20 protein-coding genes and 1 tRNA gene are annotated in these 19,867 nt (G+C 34.7%); 10 read left to right on the top strand and 11 right to left on the bottom strand.

Annotated features, from left to right (window positions below):
- Positions 1 to 8 precede the first annotated feature (8 nt).
- The 3 genes from U9966_RS09085 to folP are packed head-to-tail and all read left to right on the top strand — an operon-like array spanning position 9 to position 2,453.
- Positions 9 to 641 (top strand): hypothetical protein, encoded by a 633-nt coding sequence (locus U9966_RS09085; RefSeq protein WP_306346498.1) that lies wholly within the window; start codon positions 9 to 11, stop codon positions 639 to 641.
- Positions 642 to 658: 17 nt separating this feature from the next.
- The gene (gene rluC / locus U9966_RS09080) at positions 659 to 1,618 is read left to right on the top strand and encodes a 23S rRNA pseudouridine(955/2504/2580) synthase RluC (protein ID WP_306346499.1); all 960 of its coding nucleotides are present in this window, start codon (positions 659 to 661) and stop codon (positions 1,616 to 1,618) included.
- Positions 1,608 to 2,453: a dihydropteroate synthase gene (gene folP / locus U9966_RS09075; protein WP_306346500.1), complete on the top strand. Its 846-nt coding sequence runs from the start codon at positions 1,608 to 1,610 to the stop codon at positions 2,451 to 2,453. The genes rluC and folP overlap by 11 nt, the downstream gene beginning before the upstream one ends.
- A gap of 64 nt (positions 2,454 to 2,517) precedes the next feature.
- Here folP and pnuC read toward each other — a convergent pair whose 3' ends face one another.
- From pnuC to U9966_RS09045, 6 genes are all read right to left on the bottom strand, one after another.
- Positions 2,518 to 3,204: a nicotinamide riboside transporter PnuC gene (gene pnuC, locus U9966_RS09070; RefSeq protein ID WP_306346501.1), complete on the bottom strand. Its 687-nt coding sequence runs from the start codon at positions 3,202 to 3,204 to the stop codon at positions 2,518 to 2,520.
- A 43-nt stretch (positions 3,205 to 3,247) separates the two neighbouring features.
- Positions 3,248 to 3,871: a YfgM family protein gene (locus U9966_RS09065; protein ID WP_306346603.1), complete on the bottom strand. Its 624-nt coding sequence runs from the start codon at positions 3,869 to 3,871 to the stop codon at positions 3,248 to 3,250.
- Positions 3,865 to 5,154, bottom strand: a complete 1,290-nt coding sequence (hisS, locus tag U9966_RS09060; RefSeq protein ID WP_306346502.1) for a histidine--tRNA ligase — start codon at positions 5,152 to 5,154, stop codon at positions 3,865 to 3,867. The genes U9966_RS09065 and hisS overlap by 7 nt, the downstream gene beginning before the upstream one ends.
- A 93-nt stretch (positions 5,155 to 5,247) precedes the next feature.
- Positions 5,248 to 6,243 (bottom strand): 2-hydroxyacid dehydrogenase, encoded by a 996-nt coding sequence (locus tag U9966_RS09055; protein WP_306346503.1) that lies wholly within the window; start codon positions 6,241 to 6,243, stop codon positions 5,248 to 5,250.
- A 13-nt stretch (positions 6,244 to 6,256) separates the two neighbouring features.
- On the bottom strand, positions 6,257 to 7,372 hold the full coding sequence (gene ispG, locus U9966_RS09050; protein WP_306346504.1) for a flavodoxin-dependent (E)-4-hydroxy-3-methylbut-2-enyl-diphosphate synthase: 1,116 nt from the start codon (positions 7,370 to 7,372) through the stop codon (positions 6,257 to 6,259).
- A 16-nt stretch (positions 7,373 to 7,388) separates the two neighbouring features.
- Positions 7,389 to 8,480, bottom strand: a complete 1,092-nt coding sequence (locus tag U9966_RS09045) for a RodZ domain-containing protein (RefSeq protein ID WP_306346505.1) — start codon at positions 8,478 to 8,480, stop codon at positions 7,389 to 7,391.
- 186 nt (positions 8,481 to 8,666) lie between these two features.
- On the opposite strand from U9966_RS09045, the gene hemC reads away from it, so the two are divergent.
- The 6 genes from hemC to fabB all read left to right on the top strand — a co-directional run bounded on the left by hemC (position 8,667) and on the right by fabB (position 14,859).
- Complete coding sequence (hemC, locus tag U9966_RS09040) at positions 8,667 to 9,599, top strand: hydroxymethylbilane synthase (RefSeq protein ID WP_306346506.1); 933 nt, start codon at positions 8,667 to 8,669, stop codon at positions 9,597 to 9,599.
- A complete protein-coding gene (locus U9966_RS09035; protein ID WP_306346507.1) occupies positions 9,596 to 10,351 on the top strand; it encodes a uroporphyrinogen-III synthase in 756 nt (251 codons plus the stop codon). The genes hemC and U9966_RS09035 overlap by 4 nt, the downstream gene beginning before the upstream one ends.
- 49 nt (positions 10,352 to 10,400) lie before the next feature.
- On the top strand, positions 10,401 to 11,909 hold the full coding sequence (locus tag U9966_RS09030) for a uroporphyrinogen-III C-methyltransferase (protein WP_306346508.1): 1,509 nt from the start codon (positions 10,401 to 10,403) through the stop codon (positions 11,907 to 11,909).
- 9 nt (positions 11,910 to 11,918) lie between these two features.
- Positions 11,919 to 13,160 (top strand): heme biosynthesis protein HemY, encoded by a 1,242-nt coding sequence (locus U9966_RS09025; protein ID WP_306346509.1) that lies wholly within the window; start codon positions 11,919 to 11,921, stop codon positions 13,158 to 13,160.
- 136 nt (positions 13,161 to 13,296) lie between these two features.
- Positions 13,297 to 13,372 (top strand) — tRNA-Asn (locus U9966_RS09020).
- 269 nt (positions 13,373 to 13,641) lie between these two features.
- The gene (gene fabB, locus U9966_RS09015; protein ID WP_306346510.1) at positions 13,642 to 14,859 is read left to right on the top strand and encodes a beta-ketoacyl-ACP synthase I; all 1,218 of its coding nucleotides are present in this window, start codon (positions 13,642 to 13,644) and stop codon (positions 14,857 to 14,859) included.
- A 169-nt stretch (positions 14,860 to 15,028) separates the two neighbouring features.
- On the opposite strand, the gene artM is transcribed toward fabB, so the two are convergent.
- The 5 genes from artM to U9966_RS08990 form a co-directional block, all read right to left on the bottom strand.
- Positions 15,029 to 15,709 (bottom strand): arginine ABC transporter permease ArtM, encoded by a 681-nt coding sequence (gene artM, locus U9966_RS09010; RefSeq protein ID WP_211597043.1) that lies wholly within the window; start codon positions 15,707 to 15,709, stop codon positions 15,029 to 15,031.
- Complete coding sequence (artQ, locus tag U9966_RS09005) at positions 15,709 to 16,380, bottom strand: arginine ABC transporter permease ArtQ (RefSeq protein WP_306346511.1); 672 nt, start codon at positions 16,378 to 16,380, stop codon at positions 15,709 to 15,711. Before artQ ends, artM begins: the two co-directional genes overlap by 1 nt.
- On the bottom strand, positions 16,380 to 17,105 hold the full coding sequence (locus U9966_RS09000; RefSeq protein WP_306346512.1) for a lysine/arginine/ornithine ABC transporter substrate-binding protein: 726 nt from the start codon (positions 17,103 to 17,105) through the stop codon (positions 16,380 to 16,382). The genes artQ and U9966_RS09000 overlap by 1 nt, the downstream gene beginning before the upstream one ends.
- Positions 17,106 to 17,137: 32 nt before the next feature.
- Positions 17,138 to 17,866 carry an arginine ABC transporter ATP-binding protein ArtP gene (gene artP / locus U9966_RS08995; RefSeq protein ID WP_211597046.1) on the bottom strand — a complete coding sequence of 243 codons (729 nt, stop codon included), beginning with the start codon at positions 17,864 to 17,866 and terminating at the stop codon, positions 17,138 to 17,140.
- A 145-nt stretch (positions 17,867 to 18,011) separates the two neighbouring features.
- A complete protein-coding gene (locus tag U9966_RS08990) occupies positions 18,012 to 18,296 on the bottom strand; it encodes a YfcZ/YiiS family protein (protein ID WP_306346513.1) in 285 nt (94 codons plus the stop codon).
- A gap of 255 nt (positions 18,297 to 18,551) precedes the next feature.
- Here U9966_RS08990 and U9966_RS08985 point away from each other — a divergent pair, with 255 nt between their 5' ends.
- Positions 18,552 to 19,808, top strand: coding sequence for a porin (locus tag U9966_RS08985; protein ID WP_306346514.1), 1,257 nt, complete (start codon positions 18,552 to 18,554; stop codon positions 19,806 to 19,808).
- Positions 19,809 to 19,867: the final 59 nt, after the last annotated feature.

Below are 19,867 nucleotides of genomic sequence, written 5' to 3'. Positions count from 1 at the left end.
AAAATATTTTGATTATTGCAGTAAAAAATAATGGCTGGATCAATCATAAAGTTTTATCATCACAGCTCGGTGCAATAGCTACAGGAAGACAAATTACTTTGGCTCTTTCAGAATTAATAAGAAAAGGATTTATTTTAGGTAAAGGAGAGCAGAAGAATAAATTTTACCTCCTACCTTGGGCAAAAGATATTGATATTACTCAAATCTATACATCTGAAACTATTGCATTAAGCCATTTTAATTCTAAGGCTAAGGCACAAGCTAAGGCACAAGCTAAGGCACAAGCTAATATTGGTAAAAATATAGTAAATAGAGACCGTTATGGTAGAATTAAATTTGGAAATCAACGAGTTATTGATGAAATATGCTACCTAGATAATCTTTTCAAAGCTCAGTTAGAAAGTATTATATCTTGTGATTTTTATAATAAGAAAAAGAAACCGCCTGAACAAGTTAAAGTGTATGTTTGTGCTTTATGTAAAGATCAATATGTATCTAAAAATGCATTAGCAACATTATTAGGAATGAGTCATTCTGCATTAGGAAAACATCTTAAAGAATTTGTAAGAGGAAATATTTTAGAACTTGCTTTTCCACAGCAGCCAACTCATAAAGATCAGGCTTATACATTAAAAAAATAACATAATTTGGAATAAAAATGACAGAAAAAGTAATCAGTGCCAAAGTGCAATTTGTAACCATTAGTGATGATGAAAGTGGGCAACGAATTGATAATTTCTTACTCGCAAAGCTCAAAGGCGTGCCGAAAAGTTTAATTTATCGTATCGTTCGTAAAGGCGAAGTACGCATAAACAAAGGGCGTATCAAACCTGAATATAAGCTACAAGGTGGCGATATTGTGCGAATTCCGCCAGTTCGTGTATCTGAGAAAAACACTGCTCCGATTTCCACCAAACTCAATAAAGTGGCGGAATTAGAAAGCCATATTTTATATGAAGATGAAGTGTTAATTGTAGTAAATAAACCTTCAGGCATTGCGGTTCACGGTGGCAGTGGATTGAGTTTTGGGCTAATTGAAGCGTTGCGTGCATTACGCCCAGAAGCTCGCTTTTTAGAATTAGTACACCGTATTGACCGTGATACATCAGGGATTTTGTTAGTTGCCAAAAAACGCTCTGCGTTACGCAATTTACACGAGCAGTTACGCATTAAAACCGTAAAAAAAGACTATCTTGCCTTAGTGCGTGGGCAGTGGCAATCCCACGTGAAAGCCGTTAAAGCCCCTTTGAAAAAGAACGAATTAGCCAGTGGCGAACGTATTGTGCGAGTGAGTGAAGACGGCAAACCGTCCGACACCCGTTTTAGCATTGAAGAACGCTATCAAAGTGCGACCTTAGTGAAAGCCTCGCCAGTAACAGGACGCACCCACCAAATCCGTGTGCATACTCAATATGCAGGACACCCAATCGCCTTAGACAGTAAATATGGCGACGCAGAATTTGATCAAAAAATGAAAAGTTTTGGGCTAAACCGTCTGTTTTTACACGCGTATTCGATTCGTTTTACACACCCAAGAACCGAAGAAGAAATGGTCATTACCGCCCCACTGGATAGCAACTTAAAAGCAATTTTAAAAAGGCTAAGAGATGAAAATTAGTTACAAAAATTACCAAAAATGTGACCGCTTATTAGATTTAACCAAGCCAAATATTATGGGGATTTTAAATTTTACCCCTGATTCATTCTCGGATAGTGGACGTTTTTTCTCGTTAGATAAAGCTCTTTTTCAAGTAGAAAAAATGCTTAATGACGGAGCGGATATTATTGATATCGGAGGTGAATCAACTCGCCCTAACGCTGAAATTATTAGCGAACAGCAAGAGCTAGAACGTGTCGTTCCTCTGGTTGAGGCGGTTCGCTCACGCTTTGATTGTTTAATTTCAGTGGATACATCAAAAGCCGAAGTGATGAAAGAGTCCGCCAAAGTCGGAATGGATATTATCAACGATATTCGTGCCTTAACCCTACCGAATGCGTTGGATACCGCCGCCGAATTAGGCTTGCCTGTATGCTTAATGCATATGCAAGGCACGCCTCAAACAATGCAACAAAACCCTGATTACGATGATGTGGTTGATGAAGTGGCGACATTCTTAAACAAACGAGCCTTTGCGTGTTTAATTTCAGGTATTCCGCAGGAACGTATTATTTTAGATGTCGGTTTTGGTTTTGGAAAAACGGTCGAACACAATTATCAACTCTTAAAACATTTAAACATTTTCGCCGAATCTGGCTACCCTATTCTTGCTGGGCTTTCTCGCAAATCAATGATTGGTGCGGTGTTAGATAAACCCGTTGAAGATCGCTTAATCGGGAGTGTCGCAGGAGCATTATTATGCGTCCAAAATGGAGCTAAAATTATACGAGTTCACGATGTGAAAGAAACTGCGGATGCGTTAAAAATTTGGAATGCAATGAATGAAGTTAAGTAGCGGTTAGATGTGATTGATTTTTTGCAAATTTTGAGCAACATCTTACCGCTATCTTTTAAAATAATTAATTTTTTTGTAATTTTGTCCAGTTGTAGTAACCGTATAATGAATTCAGTAAATAAGCACCATACATTAAGTACATTGCTGCAGTATCTACCCATAAGATGATACTAAGAATATTGATAATAATCCATAATGCCCATTGTTCACGGTAGCGTAAGACCATTAATAGTTGAGCTGCAACAACTAAAATAGTGGTTACACCATCTAATCCTGCAGCACTTCCACCAAAATATTTTAATGCACTAATAAAACATAATGAACCTACTGCAACACTGGTAACGAGAATAGTCCAACCTTTTAAGTCTAATGCTTTAGCAATAACTGTTTCATCACCACCTTGGTTATTTTGCATATTCTCTTTCCAAAGAAAGTAGCCAATAAATTGAGCTGGGATATATACATATAATGTCGTATTCATCTCTCCAAGATAATTATTACCTAGAGAAACATAAAAATAACTATAAGCAAAAATTAAACCAAAGAAATAGTTACTGATTTTACCTTTACCAACAAAAACAACGCAGATAATTCCTGAAATTCCCGCAATCATTCCTAGTAAAGTATCTGGTTGAAGAATAAAAGCAATGATTTGTGCTAATAAAAATAACCCCAACCAAATAACTTCAAAAGGCTTCCAGCCTGAAAAAAGTTCGTGCTTAGTTTGTTCAATAAGTTGTTTATAGTTCATAAGTTCCTCTAAGGGTGATTGGATGTAAAGTATTTGCTATATTTTATAGGTTGTTTATACGAATATCAATCAAAGATTGCATATTTATTGGTGCATTTTCTTTTGCTTGCTGATAAGCACTTTTCGCTGCTGCAATATCACCTTTTGCAACTAAAATATCGCCAGTTAAAATTTGTTTACGTAAATCCCACGCTTTACCTTCAACTTGAGATAATACTGTTAGGGCGTCATCAAACTGTTTTAACTGATAATCAACCATTGCTAAACGTAAACGGATGATATTTTGTAAAGTCGCATCTTCCGTATTTGGCAAGGTATTTTGCAAAGTGCTTTGTGCTTTCGTAAACTCTTTTGCTTCTACTTGTTTCTTAGCTAACTCTAATGCTGAAAATACGGCGTAGCTTGTGTCTTTATTTTCAGATATGAATTTTTCTACAAGGGGTTGGTTTGTTTCAGGATCTTTTACATAGCTTTCTACTACAGCTTGATATGTTGCTGAAGCCTGTTGTGTTGCTTGTAATTTATGGTTTTGCCAAAATTTCCAACCAAAGATACTCAATGATATAACACAAATAACCACCAGAATTGGTGTACCATTTTCTTTAAACCACTTTTTAACATTGTTAAATTCTTGTTCTTCGGTTTGATTTAAATATTCACTCATAATTTTTCCTTATTAAAAACGTTTTTTAATTCGTTAATTAGTTCATCTTGAGAAAGTGTAACTTGTTCTACTTCACCAAATAGATCTTTTATCACCACAGTATTGTCTGCCACTTCACTTTCACCCAATACCAATGCAATTTTTGCCCCCAGTTTATCGGCACGTTTAAATTGCTTTTTAAATGCACCACCACTGCAATGTAGCATTGTGCGTAATTCGGGTAATTCTGTGCGTAATGTTTCAGCGAGTTTAAATGCTGAGGCAGTCACATTTTCACCATTATAAACCACATAAATATCAACATTGCGAGGTAATATAACATTACTGTTTACTTCTTGAACGAGAAGTACTAAACGCTCTAATCCCATTGCAAAACCAACACCTGCGGTGGCGTGACCGCCGAGTTGAGCAACTAAACCATCATAACGACCACCAGCACATACTGTTCCTTGTGAACCTAATGCGGTAGTGACCCATTCAAACACCGTTTTGTTGTAATAATCTAAACCACGTACTAGTTTTTGATTGATTACATAATCAATTCCCATCTGATCCAAAATTTGACGCACTCCAGCGAAATGTTGCTGCTCTTCTTCGTTTAAAAAACTATGCAATTTAGGTGCTTCATTTAATACTGCTTGAATATCAGGATTTTTAGTATCTAAAATACGAATAGGGTTCGTGCTTAAACGACGTTTACAATCTTCATCTAAAGTATCTAAATGATTATTTAAAAATTCAACTAATGCCTCACGGTATTTAGTGCGAGTTTCTAAGCCACCAATAGAATTTAATTCTAAAGTGACGTGTTGGCGAATACCTAATTTTTCCCATAAACGAGCAGTTAATAAAATCAACTCAGCATCAGCTTCAGGATTATTAACACCAAAAACTTCTACTCCACATTGGTGGAATTGGCGGTAACGTCCTTTTTGAGGACGCTCATAACGGAACATTGGACCCATATACCAAAGGCGTTGTTCGTTATTATAAATCCACCCATTTTGTATCGCCGCTCGTACACAACCAGCGGTGCCTTCAGGACGTAATGTTAAGCTTTCCTCATCACGATCCAAAAAGGTAAACATCTCTTTTTCAACAATATCTGTTGCTTCCCCAACACCACGTTTAAAAAGTGCTGTTGGCTCTAACACAGGGCTACGCATTTCACTGTAGCCATAGCTTGCGAGTGTTTCTCGAATTTGTTTTTCTACCCATTGCCATAATGGAGTTTCTGTTGGAGCACAATCGTTCATTCCACGAATTGCTTGAATACTTTTTGCCACGCTTAATTATCCTTATTTTTCTTTTTTAAGCGGTACGATTTTAATAAAAATTTGCAAACTTTTATAATAATCATACCGCTTATTTTTTATTATTTAATTTGGTAATACGATATTAGGACATTCTTTACCTTTTAATAATGTCGCAATATTGGTCAAAGTTACATCAGAAATATTAACTAAAGCCTCTTCCGTTAAAAATGCTTGATGTCCTGTTAACAAGACATTATGAAAAGATGATATTCTACGGAATAAATCATCTTGAATAATATCATTTGATTTATCTTCAAAAAAGAGAGCTTGTTCATTTTCATACACATCCAAGCCTAATGCACCAATTTTTTGCTGTTTTAATGCTGTTAATGCTTCTTGTGTGTCAATGAGGGTGCCTCTGCTAGTATTAATAATCATCACCCCTCTACGCATCTTTGCAAAACTTTCGGCGTTTAGCATATGATAACTTTCAGGGGTAGCTGGACAGTGTAATGTAATTACGTGAGATTTTTGATACAACTCATCAAGCTCCACATATTTTGCACCTAGCTCTTCTGCCTGTGGGTTTTTAAAAGGATCATAAGCTAAGATGTTCATTCCAAAGCCTTTTAAAATGCGAATGACGGCTAAGCCAATTTTTCCTGTTCCGATTACACCCGCAGTACGTCCGTACATATTAAACCCCGTTAACCCCTCTAATGAAAAGTTAGCATCTCGAGTACGTTGATAAGCTCGATGAATTTTACGGTTTAACGTCATCATTAATCCGACAGTATGCTCTGCGACCGCTTCTGGTGAATAAGCAGGTACTCGAACGACTTTAATGCCTAATTCTTTCGCTGCTTGAAGATCAACATTATTAAAGCCTGCACAACGCAAAGCTACTATTTTGACCTTGTATTCTGCTAATTTTTCTAATACTTTACGACTACCATCATCATTAACAAAAATACAAACAGCATCACAGCCTTCTACCATTTTGACAGTTTGTACATTCAACATAAAATCGAAGAATTTTAACTCAAAGCCAAATTTACTATTAATTAGCTCTAAGTATTTACGATCATAATTTTTGGTCCCAAATATCGCAATTTTCATTTATTTTCCTTAATTATAATTGCTCTATGGCAATTCGTTTACTTGCATCTTGCATACTAATTTTGGCACGGATTTTTGCTTCTAATTGATCAATAAGTAAAGCATTATCAAAACGCTCTTTTTGACGAACACCATCAAGATAATAACCACTCATTTTACTGGAACCTGTGACACCTAAATCTGAGATAAGTGCTTCCCCTGGTCCGTTAACCACGCAACCTATTATGGAAACATCCATCGGAGTAATAATATCTTCCAAACGTTGTTCTAATTCATTTACTGTGGCAATCACATCAATTTCTTGACGAGAACAAGTAGGACAAGCAATAAAATTAATACCACGCGAGCGAATTCTTAAGGATTTTAAGATATCAAAACCGACTTTGATTTCTTCTACAGGATCTGCCGCTAATGAAATACGCAATGTATCACCAATACCTTCTGCAAGAAGTAATCCTAGTCCAATCGCTGATTTTACTGATCCCGCTCTTGCTCCACCAGCTTCAGTTATACCCAAATGTAATGGTTGTTTAATCTGTTGTGCTAATAAACGATAAGACTCTACAGCTAAAAATACATCAGAGGCTTTAACGCTGACTTTAAATTGATCAAAGTTCAATCTATCTAAAATATCGACGTGCCTTAACGCACTTTCTAACAATGCTTGTGGGGTCGGTTCACCATATTTTTCTTGTAAATCTCGTTCAAGTGATCCTGCGTTAACCCCGATACGGATAGGAATATTCTTATCTCTTGCACAATCTACTACAGCTCGAATACGCTCTTCACTGCCAATATTACCTGGATTAATACGTAAACAATCCACACCGTATTCTGCGACTTTTAATGCAATACGATAATCAAAATGGATATCTGCGACTAAAGGCACGTTGACTTGCTGTTTAATTGTTTTAAATGCTTCTGCTGCATTCATTGTTGGTACGGATACTCGAACAATATCGGCACCCACTCGCTCAAGAGCTTTAATCTGAGCAACTGTGGCTTCCACATCTGTTGTTCGTGTATTTGTCATTGATTGCACTGAAATTGGTGCATCACCCCCGACAGGGACATTACCCACATAAATTTTTAACGATTCACGACGTTTAATTAAAGGTTGTTTTAGCATATTTATTTTTAGAACTCTATTCTAGAGGTAATGAAATACGAGAAACTTGTCCATCCAATTTAAGAGGAACTTCCTCTTCTTGATAATAAACTTTAACATTCATTGGTGCACCAATAATTAATTGATAATTATGGTGATCATTGAAGGTTAATTTATCTCCTGATTTATATAGTTTTGAGGTTAATGTTTGTTGATTATCACCACGTACAGTAATCCAACTGGAAGCAGAAATAACTTCTATACGTAAATTATTTTTAGATTCTACCGCTTGAGTTTTCGCTTTTTCTTCTTCAATTTTAGTTTCTTCGACGTTATTAATTGAGTTACTATTTGATTCAAATAATTTTGTAGTATCTATCATCGTTGGAGCTTCTGGTATTGTTTCTGATTGATTATTTTCTAAATTAAGGGGTTGAGATTCAATATTGTCCGCTGTTTCCTTTAATTCAAGTTTTTTTATATTTTCGGTTGTTACTGATGTTGTTACATCGTTTATTTTATGTGGAGTTGGCTGTAAATTGGATATTATTTTGTTATCGTTCTCTTTTAATTCTTGAGAGAGAATTTGTTGTGGTGCGTTTTGTGTATCTTCAGCCTTAAAAATCATAGAATTTGCAGTTGAATTAACAAGTGCTTCTCTTTCCTCTTGCTCTTTCTGATAATTTTGCCACCACCAAAGTAATGTCATTCCAAATGCAAATAGTAACACAAAAGCTGTCATTACTTTTATCCAACCACAACGAGATTTTGCATTTGTTTTTGTTGGAATAGTATCTAGAATAGAAACTTCAACACCACTGCAAGAACTCTCCTGCAATAGATCTTCGGGTAACTCTAAAAACTGAAGATAACGTTTTAAATAACCTTGAGTAAAAACAACAGGAAGATTTGGCAAAGCAAATATATCGTTTTCAAAAGATTGAATGATAGACGTTTTAAAATGTAACAAGTTGGCAACATCTTTAATTGATAACCCTTTATTTATCCGAGCATTTTTTAATTTAGCCCCTAATGTTAATTTAGGTTGTTCTTCCTGTTGATTTTGATCATTTGTATGGATTTTTTCATTATTTGTATTTTTATTTCTTAGAATCGCAAATCCGCTCATATTCAGCAACCTCTTTTTTTGTTTTTTATGCAAATATTACGGAGGGGGATTTTACATTAAAAATAGATAAATCTCTAATTAATTTCGATTTTAAAAGACTATTTTAGCATCAAATTAATTTTGGCAGCATTTATAAAACGTGATAGTATTTCAACTATGATGTTAAATTAATCAAATAAATAAAAAATGACAGAAATTTTAAGAATAGCAACACGTCAAAGTCCTCTAGCATTATGGCAAGCCAATTTCGTCAAAAAATTACTGGAACAAAAGTTTCCAGCTCTTAATATTCAATTGGTTGAAATGGTCACCAAAGGCGATGTGATTTTAGATACTCCGTTAGCCAAAATCGGGGGAAAAGGATTGTTTGTTAAGGAACTAGAATTGGCATTATTGGAAAATCGTGCTGATATTGCAGTGCATTCAATGAAAGATGTTCCAATGGAATTTCCTAAGGGATTAGGACTTACAGCAATTTGTTCAAGAGAAGATCCTCGTGATGCCTTTGTTTCTAATCAATATAATAATTTAGATGAGTTACCCACGAATGCCATTGTTGGTACGTCAAGTTTACGTCGTCAAAGTCAAATTATGGCGCACTATCCTCATTTACAAGTCAAATCATTACGAGGAAATGTAGGAACGCGTTTAAGTAAACTAGATAATGGTGAATATGATGCAATTATTCTTGCTTCTGCTGGTTTAATTCGTTTAGATCTACAGGCACGTATTCGTTGTTTTCTTTCTGTTGAACAAGTTTTACCCGCTTGTGGGCAGGGTGCTATTGGAATAGAAACACGTTTAAATGATCAGCGAGTATTACGTTATATTGCAAATTTGCATCATAATGCTACCGCTTGCTGTGTTTTGGCAGAAAGATCAATGAATCGTTATCTGCAAGGTGGGTGTCAAGTTCCTATCGGAGGTTTTGCTACATTAGACGGAGATATAATTACACTTACTGCCTTAGTTGGTGCATTGGATGGTTCAACAATTATTCGTGTTACACAGCAAGCATCAAAAGAACAGGCTGAGCAGTTGGGGGTGAGTGTTGCAAAGGAATTACTATCCAAAGGTGCAGATAAAATCCTTGAAGAGGTTTACCAGAATAATCGATGAAAGTATTAGTCACTCGCCCTGAAAAAGTTGGAGAAGAATTAACAGAAATGTTGCAACATCATAATATTTCTGCAATACATTATTCCCCATTTGATATTGTTGGAGGGCGAGAACTATCACAACTTCCTTCTGTTTTAGCTTCTTTAACATCTAATGATTATGTACTTTCTGTTTCTAAAAATGCGATTTATTTTGCTCATCATATCTTAGCGCAGAATAATATTAAATGGCGTGATGACTTAAAGTATTTTGCTATAGGGAAAGCATCTGCAAATTATTTTTCTGCTTTGTCAAAACAAGCGGTACGTTATCCAATAAAATTTGCAAATAGTGAAACTTTTTTAGCTCTCCCTGAAATGGAGAGAGTAATGCATAAGAATTTTATTATTCTACGTGCAGAAACAGGTAGAGAGCTTATTTCTACTGAAATAACCAAAAGAGGAGCGAGAGTTAAAAGTATAGAATGTTATTGTCGTTTAACAAAAAAGGATATAAATGCTAAAATATCCTTTTTTAAACAGGCTAGAATTGATACACTTATCATTAGTAGCTGTGATATTTTGAATACTCTACTTAAACAAACATCGTTACAAGATAGAAAATGGCTTATTCAATGTTTGCTTATTGTAGTCAGTGAACGAATTGCAAAATATGCAGTAAGTGTAGGTTGGAGAAGAGATAATATTATTATTTCAACACAAGTAAATAATCATAGCTTATTAGAAACTGTTATCACATATCATAATCAATGATATACTATGATTGAACATTATGAATATTAACTAGAGAAGGGGTGAGTTTATGTCAAAACCAAATAAAGACGTTAAACAAACAACAAATAAAGCTGATTCAGAAATAACTAAAGTGTCTGATAAAGACAATCAATCGATTGTTTCTGAACAAAAAAATATGAATAAAAAAGAGGAGAGCGGGCAACATACTCAAACAGAAAAAGCGGTTCCTTCTAACAATAAAAATCCAAACAAGAAAAAACAAAAGCCTAATGTTGCATCACAATCATCTGTTAATACTCAAAAGAAAACTGATGAGAAAACAGTAGAGCCTACAAAGGCAAAACCTCAAGCAGAACCAAAAGAGAAAAAACAGAAGTCTGGTGGTACGGGTATTGCATTACTTGCATTGCTTGTTTCTTTAGGTGTTGGTGGAGCCGGTTATTACTTTGGAATGCAAAAATTTACTCAATTAGAGCAAAAAATTGCAACATTCTCACAGCAATCTCCTCAAGTTAATACTGCAACTGCTACAGCAGGCGTTTCTTCAGAACAGTTGAATCAGCAACTTGCACAATTAACGACAAAACTTGAAGAGCAGGTGAAAACAGAGGTACAAACACAAATTCAACCTGTTACTCAAGATATAGCTAAAATTCAAGATTTAGTAAAAACTAAAGCGGTAGTTGGAGAGACTGAGCTAAATACTTCAACTCAAACAAATGATGAAGTTGTAAAACTTGTTAAAGAGTATAAGACATCACAACAAAAAATTGCTCAGTTAGAAAAAATGCAAAGTGATTATGCTCAGCAAATTGCACAACTTAAAATCCAAGTTAATACACCAGAATCTACAGCGGTAGTGCTTTCTGATGCCGATTTCTTATTAAATAATGCTTTACGTAAAATGGTGTTAGATAATGATATTGGTACAGCAAAACTATTGTTAAAAGATACAGCATCACTTCTTAGTGACGTAAGTGATCCTCAAGCATCAAAAATTAAAGCAGCTATCCAAACAGATTTAAAGCAACTTGATTCAGTGAATGAGGTTGATCAAGATGCCTTGATGTTAAAATTGACGCATCTTGCTAATAGTGTTGATGATATGCCAATGCTAAATTCTCAAGAAGATGGCACAGAGGAAACATCAAAAGAAATCAGTGGTTCTCTTGAAGATTGGCAGAAAAATATTGAGAAAAGTGCAGGTTCATTCCTTTCTCACTTTATTCGAATCAATGATAAAGATAACTCAATTCAGAAAGTGTTTGTTTCTCCAAGCCAAGAAGCTTATCTTAGAGAAAACATTCGTTTACGTTTACAAATTGCGACATTAGCGATACCTCGTCAGCAAAATACTTTATACAAAGAATCATTGGATACTGTCGCTTCTTGGGTAAGAAGTTATTTTGATGTTGAAAGCAGTAATGTAAAAGCATTCTTAAACGAAATTGACAGCCTTGCTCAACAGTCTGTCTATATTGATGCTCCACAACAGTTAAGTAGTTTAGATTTACTTAATACATTAAGAACTCAAGAGGTACCTAAAGCACCACAACCTCAAGAAGTAGCACAATAGGAGAATGGTATGTTTAGAATTCTTTTTTTAATGTTCTTATTACTTGCGGGGTTAGTCGCAGGTCCTTATATTGCAGGTCATCAAGGTTACGTAAGAATTGAAACTGACACAAAAGTCATTGAAATGAGCATTGTTATGCTTGTTGTATTCTTTGTTGCATTAATGGCAGTTATTTATCTTGTTGAAGGGATACTGAAGTCTTTCTTCTCATTAAGTAGAGGTTCCTATCGTTGGTTCTTTACTCGTAAACGTAAAAAAGCACAGAAACAAACCCTTGAGGGGTTAGTGAAAATGAGTGAAGGTGACTATTCTAAAGCAGAAAAACTAATTGGTAAAAATGCTAAACACTCAGATAAACCTGTACTTAACTTTATTAAGGCGGCAGAAGCGGCTCAGAGAAAAGGGGATGAAAAGGCTGCAAATAAATATTTAGTTGAAGCTTCAAAAATTGCTGGAGATAACAATATAGCATTAGAAATTGCTCGAGCAAAAATTCTTATGTTACAGAAAAAACTACCAGCTGCACGCTCTGCGGTAGATAGTTTACTTGAACTGGATTCTCGTAACACAGAAGTATTAAGTTTAGCTATTCCAGTGTATCAGAAATCAGGTGCTTTCATTGCGATGGATCATATTCTTGAAGATGTGAAATATCAAAATATACTTACAAATGAAGAATATCTCGACTTAGAACATTGGGTTGACGATGGACTACTTGATGAAAAACTTCACGAAGAAGGTCAAGAAGGATTATTAAACTGGTGGAAACAACAACCAAGTCGTCGTAATAAATCTGTTTATGCAAGAACGGGTTTAATTAAACGTTTAATTGATTGTGATGATCATCAATCAGCACAAACTTTAGCTTTTGAAACAGTGAAAAAATATAAAGATGACGAACTTGAATTATTATTTGATGAATTAACTCGTTTAGATATTGCTGATAATAAACGTTTACTGAAATTACTCACCAAACGTGGCAAAAAAGCGGTAGAACGTTACAGTGATGATTATGCTCGTATCGTAGGATATGCACTAGTTCGTGAGGGTGAATTTACCCAAGCAAAACCTTATTTTATACAACTTCTAGAGCACAAAGAATGTAATGCTAATGATCGCATTATGGCATCTTATGTTGCTGAGCATACGCTCGATGCAGAGTTATCTGCTCAAATTCATTCTTTAAACTTAAAAGAAGTGAATGTAAAAGAGAGCGAACCAGTATTAGCGCTACCAGATAAATTAAGTTAATTCAGCTGTTTAAGTTCAGTAAAAGTGGATAATTAAATTTATTAATGATTATTTACTTGGGATTATGAGTAAGTTTGTTTTTCGAGAGTTGGTTTCTTGACAAAGCAAACTTACTAATATATCCTGAAAAAACTATTCCTCCTTAGTTCAGTCGGTAGAACGGTGGACTGTTAATCCATATGTCGCTGGTTCAAGTCCAGCAGGAGGAGCCAATTTTTTAGTTATCTTTTGATGATGTTTTATTTATCTCCTTTTGTAAAACGCTAATTCATTCCTCCTAGAATTAGATCAAAAGATCTTACCCTCAATTATGAGGGTATTTTTTTGTTTAAAATTTATAATAAATTACCTTATATTTAAAAAAAACTGATCTGACCACGACTAAAATCGTGTAAAATGAAGGGGTATTTTATGGCTTATTTTATTCAATAAGTATAAGCTAGAATAGTTTCTATTATTAAACTTTCATTAGAGGATAACAATGAAAAGAGTCGTTATTACAGGTTTAGGCGTTGTTTCAAGTATTGGAAATAACAAAGAAGAGGTATTAAATTCACTTAAAACAGGTAAGTCTGGTATTGAATTTGTACCTGAATTTGCTGAGATGAAAATGCGTAGTCACGTTGCAGGTACTATTAAATTAGAGCCTAAAGAACTCATCGATCGTAAAGTATTTCGTTTTATGGGCGATTGTGCTGCTTATGCCTATCTTTCAATGAAAGAAGCAATTGAAGATGCAAATTTAACTGAAGAGCAAATTTCAAACGAACGTACTGGACTAATTATTGGTTCTGGTATCGGTTCTGGACACTGGCAGTTAATGGCGTGTAATGCTGCTCAAAGTCCTCGAGGAATTAAAGCAGTTGGACCTTATGCAGTAACCAAAACAATGTCTTCAAGTGTTTCAGCTTGTTTGGCTACCCCATTTAAAATTAAGGGTGTGAATTATAGCATTAGCTCTGCTTGTGCAACTTCAGCGCATTGTATTGGTAATGCAATGGAATTAATTCAGTTAGGTAAGCAAGATATAGTATTTGCTGGCGGTGGTGAAGAGCTTGCTTGGGAATCTGCGTGTGAATTTGATGCAATGGGAGCGGTTTCTACTAAATATAATGATACCCCAGAAAAAGCGTCTCGAGCTTATGATGCAAACCGTGATGGTTTTGTTATCTCTGCGGGTGGTGCTGTTGTTGTGGTAGAAGAACTTGAACACGCTCTTGCTCGTGGTGCAAAAATTTATGCTGAAATTGTAGGCTATGGTGCGACATCTGATGGTTATGATATGGTTGCTCCAAGTGGTGAAGGGGCTGTTCGTTGTATGAAACAAGCGTTAGCAACCGTTAAAGATGAAGTTGAATATATTAATGTTCACGGGACATCAACGCCAGTTGGAGATCTAAAAGAACTAGAAGCAATCCAAACGGTATTTGGTGATAAAAAACCTGCCATTTCTTCCACTAAATCAATGACGGGTCACTCTTTAGGTGCTGCGGGTGCTCACGAAGCGATTTATTCTTTATTAATGCTAGACAATAAATTTATTGCTCCAAGTATTAATATTGAAACCTTAGATGAAAAAGCAAAAGGGTTAAATATTGTCACTGAATACCAAGAGAAAGAACTCACAACAGTAATGTCTAATAGTTTTGGTTTTGGTGGAACAAATGCTTGTTTAGTTTTCCAAAAATATAAAGCATAAATTGGATAGTGGTATAGAATAGATAAAACATCTTTAGTTTTAGTATGTTAAGCGGGTAGATTTAAATAAAGATTTGCAAATTTTGATTTTAATATACCCGCTATAAAAAAAGAGACAATAAAAAAATATTGTCTCTTTTATTTTATTTTATTTGATTTTCTTACTATAACTATTCTTCTACTTCAAAACGTTCAAAAGTGAGTACATAAGCCTCTAGTCTTCTTAACAGAAGCACCATAATACCTGTAATGATTAAATAAATAACACCCGCCATACCATAAATAGATAACGCATCATATTCCATTCCGTATAACTGACGAGCATAACCCATAATATCCATTACCGCGATGGTTGAAACAAGAGAAGTACCTTTGAATACGAGTACTATTTCATTACTGTAAGAAGGTAACGAACGTTTTAATGCATAAGGAATTAAAATCTTTAATGTTTGTAAACGACTTAATCCTAGAGCAGAGCAGGTTTCCCATTGTCCTTTTGGAATGGCTTTAACTGCACCGTGAAACAGAAGCGTTGAGTAAGCAGCACTGTTTAATGCAAGGGCTAAAATAGCACAAAACCACGCATTAGATAAGAAATACCAAAGAGGGCTGTCAATTATCCATTGAAATTGCCCAGGTCCACTATAAATAAGGAAAAATTGGATTAACAATGGCGTACCAGTAAAAGCAGTAATAAATAGATTAATCATTTTTTTTACTAAGCTATTTTCCATTGAGAGCAGAAAGGTAAAACTGACAGCAATAATGAAAGCAATCACTAATGAGATAGCGGTTAGTTGCAAACTGGTACTAATTCCTTGCGAAATAGTAATAAAATAATCCCACAACATTAGTTATTTCCTCTTTCAAAACGAGTAAAACGGTACTCTAATTTAGCAATGAAAAATTGACTCACAAGCGTAATGACAAGATAAATCAATGCAGTGATACTATACCAAGTAAAAGGCTTGTGAGTTGATGCATTAATTAAATCCGATTGACGCATTAAGTCGCTGACTCCAATTAAAGAAACTAATGCAGTATCTTTTAACAGAACAAGCCACTGATTGCTTAGTCCAGGTAAAGCGTGTCGCCAAACTTGAGGCATAATAATTTTAATAAAGGTTTGTGGACGACTAAAACCTAACGCAACACCTGATTCCCATTGACCGAGTGGAATAGCTTTAATTGCACCACGTAAGGATTGTGAAGCATAGGCAGCAAAAATAATACCTAATGCGACTGCTCCGCACCAGAATGCACTAAATTCGACAAACTCATCAGTGATTAAAAAGAACAGTTGTGTTAGTCCAAAATAAATAATAAAAACGACCAGAATTTCAGGTAAACCACGTAATAGCGTCACTAAAATACTGGCACTATTGCGAATAAATGTAATTTTATTCATTTCTAGTACAACGAATAAAATTGCAAGTATTAAGCCTATCATAAGGCTTGCAACAGCAAGCGTTAATGTGATTAACGTTGCTGAAGCAAAAGAGTGAAGAATATCAAAAGACATTATTTTTTCGTCATCCAAGTTTGATAAATTTTATCCAATGTGCCATTTTCTTTTACGGTTTTTAATGCAGTGTTTAATTTCTCTAATAATTCTTTATTTGATTTATTTACCGCAATACCGTAACCAACACCAAAGAAATCTTTATCTTTTACTTTATCGCCCACAAAAGTAACTGATGTTTCAGTTGGTAACCATTCTGCTAACACAGGTGTATCACCAAAGATCATATCAATACGTCCATTTTTAAGATCTAAAATTGCACTTTGTAATGAGGCGTAAGCTTTCGTTTGATATTGAGGTGCTTTTTTAACTAAATATTCTTGGTATGTTGTACCATTTTGAACACCGACAATTTTTGCTGTCTCTGGTGTTTTCTTCTCTTTTAATGCTAAGAAACTTGCAGAGTTTTCAAGGTATGGTTCAGTGAATGAAACCTGCTTTTGACGTTTTTCAGTAACATCCATTGCTGAAATAATTGCATCAAATTTTTTGAATTTTAAGCTTGGAATTAAACTATCAAAAGGTGTGTTTTTAAATTGACACGTCATCTCTAATTCAGTACATAATGCTTTTGCAAGATCAACATCAAAGCCGACAATTTCCCCTTTTTCTGTAGTACTTTCAAAAGGTGCATAAGTGGGTTCCATTGCAAAAGTAATGGTGTCTTTTGCAGCCACAGAAAGTGCTGTGGTTGCGAATAATGCAGTTAATAATAGTTTTTTCATTGTTGTGTCCTCATAGGTTTAGTTAGTTTTAATTAGTGGGAAAGATAAGCTGCAAACTCTTTAGTTTGTGGTTTATCAAAGCAACTAGCATTCCCAAATTCAATTACTTTTCCTTGCTCCATATAAACAACTTTTGTTGCGACTTTTTTGGCAAAAGAAACTTCGTGAGTAACGATAACTTGGGTAATGCCTGTATTTTGTAATTCATTAATAATATTAATAATTTGTGCAGTAATTTCAGGATCTAAAGCTGCTGTTGGTTCATCAAATAACAGTACTTCAGGTTGCATCATTAATGCCCTTGCAATAGCAACACGCTGTTGTTGTCCTCCAGAAAGTTGTAATGGAAAACGTTCTGAAAAATCTTCAATACGTAAACGCACTAATAAACCTTCCGCTCTTTTTGTTGCTTCTTCTTTTGATAACCCTAATACTTTCATTGGTGCTTCAATTAAATTTTGCATTACTGTTAAGTGTGGCCATAAATGATATTGTTGAAATACCATCCCCACTTCTTTACGTAACAAGGCAATCTGCTTTTGATCAATTTTATTGCTTAAATCAAACTGGTGATCTGCAATTTTCAATGTGCCAGATTTTGGCATTTCAAGTAAATTAAGGGTACGAATTAATGTACTTTTCCCTGCACCACTTGGTCCAAGAAGTACAATTGTATCGCCTTTATCAATATTTAAGTTAATGTCAAAAAGAGCTTGGGTTGAGCCATAAAAGAAATTAACATTGTTAATTTGGATTGCCACGAAATTAAGATCCTTTTTGTAAAATAGATAATGAATATATATTAAAGTTATCTGCATAAATATGCAAGTATTTTTTTCGTTTTATTTAAAAAATAAAAAAATCCCCAGTTGTTAATACTGAGGATTTTTGAAAAATAAGTATAAATTAACGAGTGGAAAGCTGAAAAATCATTGCTTCTGCTTGACAGCAAAATTCAAAATCAGCCTTTAATTCATAGCCATTTTCAACTTGTGTAATTTTACTGTTTATTTGACAAGGCTCAGACTCTGCGGTTTTGGCTTTTTCAGTTAAATAAGCTAAAGCATCTTCTGCTTGTGATTGTGTTGCGTACACTTGTACAAAATCAACACTACGATCTTCACCATCAATGACAGTTCCTACATCAACACAACAACATACTTTGGATTCATTTGCTTCACATTCAGACATTTTTTACCTCTACTTAGTTTGAATTTTAATATATTGGAATAAAGTTTACTCATTTCTGTTTTAAGGTGCAATAAAAATTGTAAAAGTAGTACATTTTTAAGTGGTCGGAACAGTTTAAAAAGTTAGGGTATTTTATTGCTACTTCATTTTGAAGCTCTTAGAATTTGCCAGCAAAAGCGATAATGCTTAAGAATTTGTATTTGTAAAAATGGGTAAATATCTTACCGCTTATTATATTTAAGGAATTAAGAACTTATGAAAAAAACAATAAAACTGTCATTAGCTGCAGTACTGACATTATCAGCAACAGGTAGTTTTGCTGCAGGTTTCCAACTTGCTGAAATCTCAACTTCTGGTTTAGGCTCATCATTTTCTGGAAATGCAGTTGTTGCTGAAGACGCCTCTGTTGTTGCAACTAACCCAGCATTAATGACAGAGTTTACTCGACCAGAGATATCTGTTGGTGGAATTTACATTAATGCTAAAGTAAATATTGATGGAAAATTACGCACTCCAAGAGGAAATATGGATGCTTCAAATGGAAGTATTGTGCCAAATGCAGTCATTCCAAATCTTTATTTTGTATTACCTGTTAATGAGCGTTTTAGTATGGGTGGTGGAATTAATGTTAATTATGGTTTGAAATCTGAATTTAGAAAAGATAATCCAGCAGGTTTTTTAATGGGGATGACTTCATTAAAAACAATCAACTATAACCTTAGTGGTGCAGCTAAATTAGGTAATGGTTTTAGTTTTGGGTTGGGTGTAAATGCAATTCAAGCTGAGGCTGAGTTGGACAGATATGCTGGTGTTTTAATACCTCAAAAAATGGATACAGAAGTAAAGCATTTAGAAGGTAAAGAATGGGGCTATGGTTGGAATGTTGGTCTTGCTTATAATTTAAATGAAAATCACCGTTTTGGATTTGGTTATCATTCAGGTGTAAATCTTGATTTTACTGGAAAATTTTCAAGTGATTTACCTCTTGCAATGAAAGGAACAAATGGAGCAAGTATTCCTGCAGAATTATCCGTAACTTTGCCTGCCTTTTGGGAGTTATCTGCTTATCATAAATTAACAGATAAATTGGCGTTACAGTATAGTTGGAAACGTACTGATTGGAGTGCTTTTAAAGAATTAAAAGCGACCAGTTCAATGTCTCCAAAGCCAGTACTTGAAAAACCAGAACATTTTTCAGATACTAATCGCTATGCACTGGGTGTTTCTTACCAAGCAATGGAAAAGTTAACATTACGTGTAGGTATTGCTTATGAAGAAGGGGCAAGTAAAAAAGCACCATCAGTATCCATTCCTGATACAGATAGAACTTGGTATAGTGTAGGAGCAACTTATCAGTTTACTCCAAACCTTTCGGCAGATGTAGGTTATGCTTATGTATATGGACATAAAAATAATTTTGTTGAAGTTCAGAAAGAGGCACCAATGCCATTAACCGTTAAATCACGTTCACACGTAAACTTATTTGGCTTAAACGTAAATTATAAATTCTAATTTATAAAACGAATATCTAAGACTATATAGTTATAAGCGGTTACATTTTGTTAGTTTTT

The sequence above is a fragment of the Pasteurella atlantica genome, assembly GCF_963693435.1.
Lineage (GTDB): Bacteria > Pseudomonadota > Gammaproteobacteria > Enterobacterales > Pasteurellaceae > Phocoenobacter > Phocoenobacter atlanticus.
The sequence above is the reverse complement of the archived record's forward strand: the minus strand, read 5'-3'. Positions and strand labels throughout refer to the sequence as shown.

Coding starts and splice junctions, on each gene's coding strand:
- U9966_RS09035 (WP_306346507.1), top strand. CDS start 9,596: ATGAAAGTATTAGTCACTCGCCCTGAAAAAGTTGGAGAAGAATTAACA.
- U9966_RS08985 (WP_306346514.1), top strand. CDS start 18,552: ATGAAAAAAACAATAAAACTGTCATTAGCTGCAGTACTGACATTATCA.
- U9966_RS09025 (WP_306346509.1), top strand. CDS start 11,919: ATGTTTAGAATTCTTTTTTTAATGTTCTTATTACTTGCGGGGTTAGTC.
- rluC (WP_306346499.1), top strand. CDS start 659: ATGACAGAAAAAGTAATCAGTGCCAAAGTGCAATTTGTAACCATTAGT.
- U9966_RS09045 (WP_306346505.1), bottom strand. CDS start 8,480: ATGAGCGGATTTGCGATTCTAAGAAATAAAAATACAAATAATGAAAAA.
- ispG (WP_306346504.1), bottom strand. CDS start 7,372: ATGCTAAAACAACCTTTAATTAAACGTCGTGAATCGTTAAAAATTTAT.
- U9966_RS09000 (WP_306346512.1), bottom strand. CDS start 17,105: ATGAAAAAACTATTATTAACTGCATTATTCGCAACCACAGCACTTTCT.
- U9966_RS09030 (WP_306346508.1), top strand. CDS start 10,401: ATGTCAAAACCAAATAAAGACGTTAAACAAACAACAAATAAAGCTGAT.
- folP (WP_306346500.1), top strand. CDS start 1,608: ATGAAAATTAGTTACAAAAATTACCAAAAATGTGACCGCTTATTAGAT.
- U9966_RS09055 (WP_306346503.1), bottom strand. CDS start 6,243: ATGAAAATTGCGATATTTGGGACCAAAAATTATGATCGTAAATACTTA.
- artQ (WP_306346511.1), bottom strand. CDS start 16,380: ATGTCTTTTGATATTCTTCACTCTTTTGCTTCAGCAACGTTAATCACA.
- fabB (WP_306346510.1), top strand. CDS start 13,642: ATGAAAAGAGTCGTTATTACAGGTTTAGGCGTTGTTTCAAGTATTGGA.
- pnuC (WP_306346501.1), bottom strand. CDS start 3,204: ATGAACTATAAACAACTTATTGAACAAACTAAGCACGAACTTTTTTCA.
- artM (WP_211597043.1), bottom strand. CDS start 15,709: ATGTTGTGGGATTATTTTATTACTATTTCGCAAGGAATTAGTACCAGT.
- U9966_RS08990 (WP_306346513.1), bottom strand. CDS start 18,296: ATGTCTGAATGTGAAGCAAATGAATCCAAAGTATGTTGTTGTGTTGAT.
- hemC (WP_306346506.1), top strand. CDS start 8,667: ATGACAGAAATTTTAAGAATAGCAACACGTCAAAGTCCTCTAGCATTA.